Origin of the sequence: Pseudomonas sp. SWRI81 (assembly GCF_014268545.1) — a bacterium.
Lineage (GTDB): Bacteria > Pseudomonadota > Gammaproteobacteria > Pseudomonadales > Pseudomonadaceae > Aquipseudomonas > Aquipseudomonas hamedanensis.
In genome coordinates, this window is the sequence record NZ_JABWQS010000045.1 from 1 (window position 1) to 10,988 (window position 10,988).

Sequence of the window (10,988 nt, forward strand, 5' to 3'; positions counted from 1 at the left end):
CGCGAATGCGGTGGATCAGTCAATGAAGATATTGGCTGATCCACCGCATTCGCGAGCAAGCCCGCTCCCACATTGGTTTCGGTTTGCCAGTCAGGGCTGTGTCGGTTTCTTGAAGACGTAGAACAGATTCGGCTCGCTCACCAGGTACAACGTCCCGTCATCATCCATCGCAATCCCCTCGGCCTGCGGCACGGTTTTCTGCAAACCCTGGCGTCCCCCGCTGATCGACATGGTGCTCAACGGCCGCCCGTCGACATCCAGCTCGATTATCAACCGCGATTCATCTGACAGCGCCAGCAGATGCCCGCTGCGTTCGTCGTACTGCAAGCTCGACAGATCACGCACGAACATCCCGGCATCACGCTTGGGGTTGTTGATCACGTGCACGGCGTAGGTTTTGTCCGGTTTGAAATGCGGAAAGCCGTGGACTTCATAGATCAGCATCGGGTCGCGCTCTTTCGCCACGAACAGCCGCTTGCCCACTGAATCGTAAGCCAGCCCCTCAAAACCCTTGTTGCTGGCCATGTGCACGCCGAGCGTCATTTGCTCGGCATCCTCGGCATCGAGAAACGTCGTGTCGGCGTCGAGGTGGATCTTGATCAGTCGCTGCTGGCGCTCGTCGGTGATGACATACGTGTCAGCGCTGATGTACTCCACTGCTTCCGGATCGCCAAAGCCGACCAGAGCAATGCGTCGCAGGATCTTGCCTTCCAGCGACAATTCGATCAGTTCAGAGTTTTTGTTGGTGACGGTGAACAGGCTTTTGCGCACCGGATCGTAGGTCAGCGCCGAGACGTCATCGTCGAGCCCGTCGATCGGCCGCGCCTCGATCGTCACCCGATACTGACCCAGCCCGATCGCCTCGCTGCTCAACGGTTGCCACAACGTGTGCAGGTTGAACCAGGCGCGCTCGAACAGGCGCAGGTATTGGCCGATCACGATCAACGCGATCAGGGCAATTACCGACAAGAGGATGACCAGCGGTTTGGGACGGGCAAGTCGACGCATTCGGGCGGGCTCGGATTCAAAACAGGCCGATGAAATATCATGCCCGTCTGAACTGAAGCTTAATGGCCACTTGCCTGCCACGACAACCGCACAATTCCGCGATTGTCGTAGGAAAAGTTACCGGTGCTTTTCGAAACGGTAGAACAGGTTCGGCTCACTGACGATGTACAGGGTGCCGGCCTCGTCCATGGTCACGCCTTCGGCGCGGGGGATGGTGCCTTTCAAACCGTTGAAATTGCCGAGCAGGGTCATGAAGCTGACTTGCTCACCGGTCTCGTCCAGTTCCAGCAACAGGTGCGAGTCGGCCGACAACACCAGCCAATGGCCGGTGCGCGGATCGACGGCCAACGCCGAAAGATTGCGGATATCCAACTCATCGCTGGGCAGTTTCTGCTTGTCCCCCGTCAACGTCTGGCTGCCATCGCTTTTCCAGGTGAACAGCGCCGGCGGCCGCTCTTCACCCAGCACCAGTTGCTGATTGCGCGGATCCCAAGCGATGGCTTCGAAGGCTTTGTTCTGGTCTTTCGACGGGCCGAGGTCGTATTTGGGGAAGTCGGCGATGTTCAGCTCGCGAGTCGCGGCATCGACCTTGACGATCGACAGCGTGTGTTGACGCTCATCGACGATCGCCAGCAGACCGTTCTCCATCACTGTCAGGCCTTCCGGATTGCTCCAGCCCACCAGCGGCATTTTGCGCAGCACCTCGCCTTGCAGGCTGAGTTCGGCGAGAAACGGATTTTTGCCCATCACTGAAAACAGGGTTTTGGTCTGCGGGTTGTAGGCCAGGTCCGAAGCTTCGTCCTTCTCCATGCCCGGCAGCGGCTTGGCATCGATCACCACTTGGTAGTCCGGCAGCCAGACGCTCTCCTTCTGCTCGGCCTTGCTCTCGAAGCGTTCCAGCACCCAGAGCACGCCGCGATCGTCCCAGTGCATGGCGAACGCCAGCCCATAGACCGCAGCGATGATCAACAACAGCCAAGCGTACCAGCGCAGGGCGAAACGGGAGCGACGTGTGGGTTTCTGCTGAGTTTGAGAGGACATCAAGGGACGCGTTCCGAAAATTCAGGCTAAGGGTAATAGCACAAAGAGGCCGGCTCAGACGCCAGAATCGCGGAAATTATCCAGAGAGGATGTGAAAAAAACGGGAAATGGCGGGATTGGCGTGTGCGTTTGCCAGCCGCTACACATTATCGATATGGAATGGCCCTTGTGGCGAGGGGATTTATCCCCGTTGGGCTGCGCAGCGGCCCCTCTTCAAGATCAAGAGGGCCCGCTTCGCGCGCCAACGGGGATAAATCCCCTCGCCACAAAAGCTCATTCCATCAGGGAAGGGCGATTTAGCGCACGCTGCTGGTAAAGCGGCTCGCGCCGGGGAGTTCGAGGACGATCTCATCGCCGACGTTCAGCGGCCCGACACCCGCCGGCGTGCCGGTCAGGATCACGTCACCGGCCTGCAGCGAGAAACAGCCGGCCATGTGCTGGATCATCGGCACGATCGGGTTGAGCATCGCGCTGCTGTTACCGTCCTGGCGCACTTCGCCATTGATGGTCAGGCGAATGCCAATGTCGGTCAGGTCGGCAAAGGTGCTGCCCACCACAAACGGGGCGAGTACCGCTGCGCCGTCGAACGATTTGGCGATTTCCCACGGCAGGCCCTTGGCTTTCAGCTCGGCCTGCTTGTCGCGCAGGGTCAGGTCCAGCGCCGGGGCGAAACCGGAAATGGCGTCGAGGACTTCTTCGCGGCTCGGCTTGGTCGACAGCGGCTTGCCGATCAACACGGCGATCTCCGCCTCGTAGTGCACCGAGCCGCGCTCGGTCGGAATGCTGAACCCGCCTTCCAGCGGCACCACGCAACTGCCCGGCTTGATGAACAGCAGCGGCTCGGTCGGGACCGGGTTGTCCAGTTCCTTGGCGTGTTCGGCGTAATTGCGGCCAATGCACACGACTTTCCCGATCGGGAAGTGAATGCGCGTGCCGTCGACGTACTGGTGCTGATAGCTCATTTACCGACTCCTGCCTTCATTGATTCAACAGAGATTACCGATCAAACCGCAAAGATCTTGCCCGGGTTCATGATGCCGTTCGGGTCGAACACTGCCTTGACCGCTTTCATGTATTCGATTTCGACCGGCGAGCGGCTGTAGGTCAAGTAATCGCGCTTGGTCATGCCGACGCCATGCTCGGCGGAAATCGAACCGTTGTACTTCTCCACGGTTTCGAACACCCACTTGTTGACGGTCGCGCACTTGGCGAAGAACTCGTCCTTGCTGAGGTTTTCCGGCTTGAGAATGTTCAGGTGCAGGTTGCCATCGCCGATGTGGCCGAACCAGACGATTTCGAAATCCGGGTAGTGCTCGCCGACAATCGCATCGATTTCCCGCAGGAAGGCTGGCACTTTCGAGACCGTGACCGAGATGTCGTTTTTGTAGGGAGTCCAGTGCGAAATGGTCTCGGAGATGTATTCGCGCAGTTTCCAGAGGTTCTGCAACTGGGTTTCGCTCTGGCTCATCACGCCGTCCAGCACCCAGCCCTGCTCGACGCAATGTTCGAAGGTTTCCAGCGCGCTGTTGGCCACTTCTTCAGTGGTCGCTTCAAATTCCAGCAGGGCGTAGAACGGGCACTCGGTGCCGAACGGTGCCGGTACGTCGCCACGGCCGAGCACTTTGGCCAGGGCCTTGTCGGAGAAAAATTCGAACGCAGTCAGATCAAGCTTGCCCTGAAAGGCGTGCAGCACCGGCATGATCGAATCGAAATCGGCGGTGCCCAGGACCATGGCGGTGAGGTTTTTCGGCGCGCGGTCCAGGCGCATGGTCGCTTCGACGACGAAACCCAAGGTGCCTTCGGCGCCGATGAACAGCTGTCGCAGGTCGTAACCGGTGGCGTTCTTGATCAGGTCCTTGTTCAGTTCGAGCACGTCGCCCTTGCCAGTGACGACTTTCATGCCGGCCACCCAGTTACGGGTCATGCCGTAGCGAATCACCTTGATTCCGCCGGCATTGGTGCCGATGTTGCCGCCAATCTGACTGGAACCCGCCGACGCGAAGTCGACCGGGTAGTACAAGCCATTTTCTTCGGCGACATTCTGCAGATGTTCAGTGACTACGCCCGGCTGGCACACGGCGGTGCGGTCGGTGAGGTTCACGTCGAGGATCTGGTTCATGTAATCGAACGAGACAACCACTTCGCCGTTGGCCGCCACCGCAGCGGCAGACAGCCCGGTGCGTCCGCCCGACGGCACCAGCGCGACCTTGCGCGCGTTGGCCCAGCGGACCACGGCCTGGACTTGTTCGATGGTCTTGGGAAACACAATGGCGCTCGGCGCCGGAGCAAAATGCTTGGTCCAATCTTTGCCGTATGCGTTCAGGGAGTCGGCGTCGGTCAAGACCTTGCCAGCTTCGACCAGGGACTTCAGTTCATCAATCAGCGCAGGATTGGTCATCGACAGAACTCTCGAACAATTCATGGTCATCCTGAGAACGCTTCACGTCGCAGGAATGAGTGTTTAGCGGGGTGGCTATGCTAGCATACCGACCCCGCAGGACAGTGCCCAAGGCCTGATCCGCGGTGACGGCATTCTTGTCGTCCGGGTCAGCGTCTGCTGGCTATCTCCTGCCATTTTTCTCCGGGATACAGGTTTACGCAGATGAGCAAGACTTCTCTCGATAAGAGCAAGATCAAGTTCCTTCTTCTCGAAGGCGTCCACCAATCGGCTGTCGACGTCCTCAAGGCGGCGGGCTACACCAGCATCGAGTACCACACCAGTTCTCTGCCGGACGCCCAGCTCAAGGAAAAGATCGCGGACGCTCACTTCATCGGCATTCGCTCGCGCACGCAACTGACCGAAGAGATCTTCGATCACGCGAAGAAGCTGGTCGCGGTCGGCTGTTTCTGCATCGGCACCAACCAGGTTGACCTCGGTGCGGCCCGCGAGCGCGGTATCGCCGTGTTCAACGCGCCGTACTCCAACACCCGCTCCGTGGCCGAGCTGGTGCTGGCCGAAGCGATCCTGCTGTTGCGCGGCATCCCTGAGAAAAACGCGTCCTGCCACCGTGGCGGCTGGATCAAATCCGCAGCCAACTCCTTCGAGATCCGTGGCAAGAAGCTGGGCATCGTCGGCTACGGCTCGATCGGCACGCAGCTGTCGGTTCTGGCTGAAGGCCTGGGCATGCAGGTGTTCTTCTACGACACCGTGACCAAGCTGCCGCTGGGCAACGCCACGCAGGTCAACAACCTGCACGAGCTGCTGGGCATGTCCGACATCGTCACCCTTCACGTTCCTGAAACTGCGGCGACCCAGTGGATGATCGGTGAGAAGGAAATCCGCGCCATCAAGAAGGGCGGCATTCTGATCAACGCCGCACGCGGCACCGTGGTCGAGCTGGATGCGCTGGCGGACGCGATCAAGGACAAGCACCTGATCGGCGCGGCCATCGACGTGTTCCCGGTGGAGCCACGCTCCAACGACGAAGAGTTCGAAAGCCCGCTGCGTGGCCTCGACAACGTGATCCTGACCCCGCACATCGGTGGCTCGACCGCCGAAGCGCAAGCCAACATCGGCCTGGAAGTGGCGGAAAAACTGGTCAAGTACAGCGACAACGGTACCTCCGTCTCGTCGGTGAACTTCCCGGAAGTGGCCCTGCCGGCTCACCCTGGCAAGCACCGCCTGCTGCACATCCACGAGAACATTCCGGGTGTGATGAGCGAGATCAACAAGGTCTTCGCCGAAAACGGCATCAACATCTCCGGTCAGTTCCTGCAGACCAACGAGAAGGTCGGCTACGTGGTGATCGACGTCGACGCCGAATACTCGGAGCTGGCGCAAGAGAAGCTGCAACACGTCAACGGTACTATCCGTAGTCGCGTACTGTTCTAACAGCAGCTTGTAGCTTGTAGCTTGTAGCTTGTAGCTTGTAGCTTGTAGCTTGTAGCTAGCAACTTAAGCTGAATAAAAGAAGGGAGCCCCGAAGGGCTCCCTTTTTTATTTCACGTTTACGGTGATTTTTTCCGAAACGATCGACGGGTCGAACGGCATGTGGCCGCTGTCGCCGAGAATCAGCTGCAAGGTGTGCTTGCCCGGGGCCAGTTTGATCGTGGCTTCGGTCTGCGCCTTGCCGAAATGCATGTGGTGGGCGTCAGTCGGGATCGGCGCGCCTTCGGCCGGCAGGTCGTCGACGTCGATCAGCAGGTGATGGTGGCCGGTGTTTTTGGTGACGTCACCCGCCGGGGCCAGCGCGATGTTCTTGACGCCGAACTTGACCTTGAATTCCTGCGAGACGGTGGCCCCGTCCTCGGGAGAAACGATGAACACTTCAGCATCCTTGGGCGCCGGCGTTGCCGCACTGGCCAGCACCGAAACACCCATCAGCACACCGGCCAACGCTGCACGTGACATAAAGCTTTTCATTTTCTTCTCCAGTTTTTCCGTAAAATCCGCACGGTCATGACAACTTCATGACCATTCGTTGTCGAAGGCACTCGACAACCATAGCAAAGCGAGCCTGAATCAGAGCGTCGCGATAATGATTTCAAAGGAGTGACCATGCGTTTTCTGCCTGGCCTGATCTGCCTGCTTCCCCTTCTGAGCCCCTTGGCTCACGCCGAACTGATTGATGACGTCAACGACCGTGGCGAGTTGCGCATAGCCCTTGAGGCTAATACACCGCCGTTCAATTACAAGGAAGGCGACACACTCACGGGGTTCGAGGTCGAGCTTGGGCAACTCCTGGCCCGTGAGCTGGATGTGCGCGCCGACTTCATCGTCACCGACGAGGCCGATCTGCTCCAGGGCGTTGAAAGTGGCAAGTACGACGTCGCGCTCAATCACATAGCACTGACACCCGAACTCAAGGAACGTTTCGACGTCAGCACACCGTACGGCGAGGTCGACGGGCAGCTACTGGCGAAGAAAGACGAGACACCCCGGCCGATGGTGCTGGTGCAGGCGTTGACCGAAGAAAAGCCGAAAGCGCCGCAGTCGGTGGAACTGGCGATTCCGTTTCAGAAGGGCAACCCGGCGTTTCAGGCCAGCCTTGAGAGTGCGATGCAGCGGATCAAGGCCGATGGGCGGCTCGATGCGCTGACCGAGAAGTGGTTCACCGCCCCCCGGTAAACACAGGACCTGTGGGAGCGGGCTTGCTCGCGAATGCGGTATGTCATTCGATAACCATTGACTGACACACCGCTATCGCGAGCAGGCTCACTCCTACACGGGATTTCGGCGATCCTTTAGATAAGGGCTGCCAGGGCCTGCGCGGCCTGCGACAGCTCAAGCTCACTGAAGACCTGAACCCCATGACGCTTGAGCAGCGCAGCCGTTACGCCTTCGCCGGAGACTTTCACTCCGCTGAATGTGCCATCGTAAGTCAGCAAATTCCCGCAAGAGGGACTGCCGGCCTTCAGCACCGCCACGCGAATACCGTGTCGCTGCACCAACTCCAGCGCCTGTCGCGCACCGTCGAGAAACTGCGCGCTGACATCCTCGCCATCGGTGGTGATCACTGCGGCCACGCCGTCGAGCACCTCTGCGCCCTGCCCGCCCGGAATCTCCGCCGCCGCCCTCGGCGTCGGCAAACCACCCGCGACCTCAGGACACAGCGGCACTACGCGTCCTTCGGCAATCCATTGTTCAAGTTGATCGAACGGCCCACTGGCGCCACCGTCATAACGCACGCGATGGCCCAACAGGCAACGACTGACCAGAATCTTGTCCATGCTCAGAACGGCTCGTTGCCACGGCGACGGAACCATCCGGTCAGCGACAGCCGCTCGCGGTTGGCCGGCAGCACTTCGTGGGGCACTTCGCCGGAAAGAAACACCACCAGACAGCCGCCGGTCGGCTGCACGTCGTGCACGCGTCCGTCCTTGAGGTACATGCGCAACTGACCGCCATCCTCCGGCAGCCACGCCTCGTTGAGGTAAATCACCGCCGAGACCATGCGCCGGTCGTCATCGCGAAAGCGATCGACGTGCTTGCGATAAAACGCGCCGGGCGGGTACAGGGCGAAATGGCATTCGAAGTCTTCAAGGCCCAGGAACAGGCCGCGATTGAGCGCTTCGCGCAGGCTGTCCATCAGGCTCAGATAACGGTCAGTGGCCTCGGCCTGGCCCGGGTCGATCCACTGAATGTGGTCGCCACGAATGCCCTCGCGGATCTCTGAAAACGGGCCGCGGCCGACCGCCGCCGGCGCCAGTTCACCCTCGGCTTCACGTTGACGGCACTCGGCCGCCAGCTCGCCGGTCAAACCGGCAGGCAGGAAAATGTTCTGCTGCGACCAGCCGTGCTCGGCCAGGTCGTCGACAATGCGTAACAGCAGCGGGTGTTCAGAGGATATCGGCATGGCGCGCATAGTATGCCGGCGGCAACAAATCCGACAGAGCCACGCGGCGCCTTGATACGAATTCTCGACAAGTACCGGCACCGCACGGAGAATAGTCGGCTGCTGACAGGAGTCCCTATGCGCCGTTTGCTTTTTTCACTGTTGATGTTCTGCGTTTTGCCTGCCTGGGCGGACGGCCACGATCAGCTCTACAAGGTCGCCGGCTGGCCAGAACAACGCGCGCATTTTAACGACGCCCTGAGCGCCGCCCAGCAGCGTTATCAGAACAGCCTGCCGCCGGCGGTGTTTCAGGCGCTGGTGAACAACAGCAATCAGCGCTTCGCGCCCCAGGCCATGGATCAACGTGCCGAAGCGCAACTGCGGCAGAAACTCGCCGACCCGAAGCCGGCGCTGGCGTTCTTTCAGTCACCGCTGGGCAAGAAAATCGTCGCCGCCGAACTGCTCGCGACCCGCCGTGATCAATTGGCGAAAAACGCCAAGGGCCTGCCGAAGATGCAGGCCAGTGACACGCGTCTGCTGATTATCGGCCACCTCGCCCAGGCGCTGCCCGCGCGCGAGGCTGGCGCCGAGGTCAGCCTGGCGATTGCCGGCGTCGCGGCGGACAGTTTGAGTTCGATGATTCCGGGGTTGCTCGGCGGCGGTCAGGCCCAAGGCATGTTAAATGGTCAGCGTCAGCGCCTGATGGATCAGATTGGCGCTGATTTGAACAACACCCTGCTCTATGTCTACCGCGACTTGTCGGATGAAGAGCTGGAAGAGTTTGCGACGTTTGCCGAATCGACCGAGGGCAAGGCTTACTATCAGGCGGCGCTGGCGGCGATTCGGGCGGGGCTGGCGGTCGGGCAGTGATCCTCGTCGCCTCTTAGACCGCTAGTGCGAGCAGGCTCACTCCTACAGGGGTACGCATTCCAAATGTAGGAGTGAGCCTGCTCGCGATGGGGCCATCGCTAATGCTAGAGATTCCGGCCCCTGATCCGCTTGCTCAAGAACTCGAAATACTCCTCGCGCATCTCCGCCGTCTCATTGGCCAGATGATGGCGCGCCTCAGCCAGCAGCAAAATCTGCGGCCGGTCGAACTTCCATTTCAATACCTGCAGATTGTGCTGCCAGTCCACGGTCATGTCCGCCTGCCCCTGAATGATCAGCGGCCGTCGCGGACTTTTTCTGGCGTGCTCGACGCGAATGATCCAGCGCGACAGCGCGCCTACCCATTGCGTCGGCAGGCGTCGAGGCTGTAACGGATCGGCCTGCAAAAATGGCAAGAAGTCCGGATCGTTGGAGTTCTCGCTGAAGCGCCGCGCGACGCCTCGGACAAAAGGCCGCAGCAGGTAATAGCTCAGCTGCGACCAGCCCCACGCTCTTGGCCGCACCAGCGGCGCCAGCAAAATCACCTGGCCCTGCGCCGGACTGTGCTCGCCATGGTTGAGCAGGTGATCGACGACAATCGCGCCACCCGTGCTCTGCCCGCACAAATGCCACGGCTGTGGCAGCGCAATCGAATTGGCTTCGGCGAACAGCGCTTGCAGCATGTGCTGATATTCCGCGAAATCACGAATGCTCGCCCGTGGCCCGCTCGACAGACCATGCCCCGGCAAGTCGCAGGCGATCACGGCAAAATCCTGATCCAGCGCCCACTCGATCACATGCCGGTACAGCCCGGTGTGATCGTAATAGCCGTGCAGCAGAAACAGCGTGCCCTTGACCTTCTCCGGCCACCAGCAATGGCTGACCAGCTCGTAGCCATCGACCTCGAAACGGCCCATGCCGCGCCAGACATCGCGCTCGGCAAAGTCGGTTTTGTAGAAGCGCTGATAAGCCTTGGCCTCGTCCGATAACGGCTGCCACTCGGCCAAGGGCTTGAGGCTCGCGCGTAAATGATCGGGGTCGAAAGTATCAGGCATGCGGTCATTCCAAAGCGGTAAACGGACTTTATCGGCCTGCGATATTCATCTGTCGCGGCAAGCATGGCAAGCTAGCCCGCCTCTGAGGACTCAAATCCATGCGTTCGCCCTACCGCACCGCACTGTTCGCCAGCCTGCTCGCGCTGATCTGCGCCGGGGTATTGTGGGCGGCGTATGACTGGTTTCAAGGGCGTTATCTGCGTGCGTTCAGCGAACACACCGCCGTATTTTCCGGCGATCCGCTGCGTCTGCCGGACAACCTCGCCGGGCCGGGCAATATTCGTCTGGTGCACTTCTGGGACCCGGCGTGCCCGTGCAATGTCGGCAATCAGCAGCACCTGAGCGAGATGGTCGAACAGTTCGGCGCCCGCGGCGTGGAGTTTTTCGCCGTGCAAAGGCCCGGCAGCCATGGGCAGTTGCCCGCCACCCTCACCAGCCTGAAAACCATCATCGTCCTGCCCGGTTCCGAACAGATCCCCGCCAGCCCCGCCGTGGCGATTTGGGACCGCAGCGGCAAACTGGCCTACTTCGGCCCCTACAGCGAAGGCCTGACCTGCAACTCCAGCAACAGCTTTATCGAACCGATCCTGCATGCCCTGACCGAGGATCGCCCGGTCGATGCCACGCATACACTGGCGGTGGGGTGTTATTGCCCGTGGCCGGTTGAGACGAAGTAAGGCATTCCGGACTTTTCAAGGACAGCGCTGCACCGCACAGATGCTCTGTGCTAAATGTTTGCAGC

Annotated in this window: 12 protein-coding genes; 4 read left to right on the forward strand and 8 right to left on the reverse strand. The window is 60.3% G+C overall.

Translation table 11 applies throughout. The features are described 5' to 3' along the window. Positions 1–90: 90 nt before the first annotated feature. The 4 genes from HU765_RS22335 to HU765_RS22350 form a co-directional block, all read right to left on the reverse strand. Positions 91–1,008 (reverse strand): SdiA-regulated domain-containing protein, encoded by a 918-nt coding sequence (locus HU765_RS22335; RefSeq protein WP_186623021.1) that lies wholly within the window; start codon positions 1,006–1,008, stop codon positions 91–93. Between the two features lie 117 nt (positions 1,009–1,125). Further along, on the reverse strand, positions 1,126–2,049 hold the full coding sequence (locus tag HU765_RS22340; protein WP_186623023.1) for an SdiA-regulated domain-containing protein: 924 nt from the start codon (positions 2,047–2,049) through the stop codon (positions 1,126–1,128). 296 nt (positions 2,050–2,345) lie between these two features. After that, the gene (locus tag HU765_RS22345) at positions 2,346–3,011 is read right to left on the reverse strand and encodes a fumarylacetoacetate hydrolase family protein (RefSeq protein ID WP_186623025.1); all 666 of its coding nucleotides are present in this window, start codon (positions 3,009–3,011) and stop codon (positions 2,346–2,348) included. Between the two features lie 41 nt (positions 3,012–3,052). Next, positions 3,053–4,447, reverse strand: a complete 1,395-nt coding sequence (locus HU765_RS22350) for an FAD-binding oxidoreductase (protein ID WP_186623070.1) — start codon at positions 4,445–4,447, stop codon at positions 3,053–3,055. Positions 4,448–4,651: 204 nt separating this feature from the next. Here HU765_RS22350 and serA point away from each other — a divergent pair, with 204 nt between their 5' ends. Continuing rightward, on the forward strand, positions 4,652–5,881 hold the full coding sequence (serA, locus tag HU765_RS22355) for a phosphoglycerate dehydrogenase (RefSeq protein ID WP_186551251.1): 1,230 nt from the start codon (positions 4,652–4,654) through the stop codon (positions 5,879–5,881). A 105-nt stretch (positions 5,882–5,986) separates the two neighbouring features. Here serA and HU765_RS22360 read toward each other — a convergent pair whose 3' ends face one another. Then, entirely contained in the window at positions 5,987–6,412 is a 426-nt protein-coding gene (locus HU765_RS22360; RefSeq protein ID WP_093097349.1) for a DUF4399 domain-containing protein, read from the reverse strand. Between the two features lie 135 nt (positions 6,413–6,547). Between HU765_RS22360 and HU765_RS22365 the strand changes: the two genes are divergently transcribed. Beyond that, the gene (locus tag HU765_RS22365; protein ID WP_186623027.1) at positions 6,548–7,117 is read left to right on the forward strand and encodes a transporter substrate-binding domain-containing protein; all 570 of its coding nucleotides are present in this window, start codon (positions 6,548–6,550) and stop codon (positions 7,115–7,117) included. Between the two features lie 116 nt (positions 7,118–7,233). Here the strand turns inward: HU765_RS22365 and HU765_RS22370 are convergent, their stop codons facing one another. Then, positions 7,234–7,719, reverse strand: coding sequence for a DUF523 domain-containing protein (locus HU765_RS22370; RefSeq protein WP_186623029.1), 486 nt, complete (start codon positions 7,717–7,719; stop codon positions 7,234–7,236). 2 nt (positions 7,720–7,721) lie between these two features. Then, positions 7,722–8,354 carry a 2OG-Fe(II) oxygenase gene (locus HU765_RS22375; protein WP_186551254.1) on the reverse strand — a complete coding sequence of 211 codons (633 nt, stop codon included), beginning with the start codon at positions 8,352–8,354 and terminating at the stop codon, positions 7,722–7,724. Positions 8,355–8,462: 108 nt separating this feature from the next. Here HU765_RS22375 and HU765_RS22380 point away from each other — a divergent pair, with 108 nt between their 5' ends. Beyond that, positions 8,463–9,194, forward strand: a complete 732-nt coding sequence (locus HU765_RS22380) for a DUF2059 domain-containing protein (protein ID WP_186551255.1) — start codon at positions 8,463–8,465, stop codon at positions 9,192–9,194. A gap of 104 nt (positions 9,195–9,298) precedes the next feature. Here HU765_RS22380 and HU765_RS22385 read toward each other — a convergent pair whose 3' ends face one another. Beyond that, a complete protein-coding gene (locus tag HU765_RS22385) occupies positions 9,299–10,246 on the reverse strand; it encodes an alpha/beta hydrolase (protein WP_186623031.1) in 948 nt (315 codons plus the stop codon). A 98-nt stretch (positions 10,247–10,344) separates the two neighbouring features. Between HU765_RS22385 and HU765_RS22390 the strand changes: the two genes are divergently transcribed. Further along, a complete protein-coding gene (locus tag HU765_RS22390; RefSeq protein ID WP_186623033.1) occupies positions 10,345–10,923 on the forward strand; it encodes a DUF6436 domain-containing protein in 579 nt (192 codons plus the stop codon). Positions 10,924–10,988: the final 65 nt, after the last annotated feature.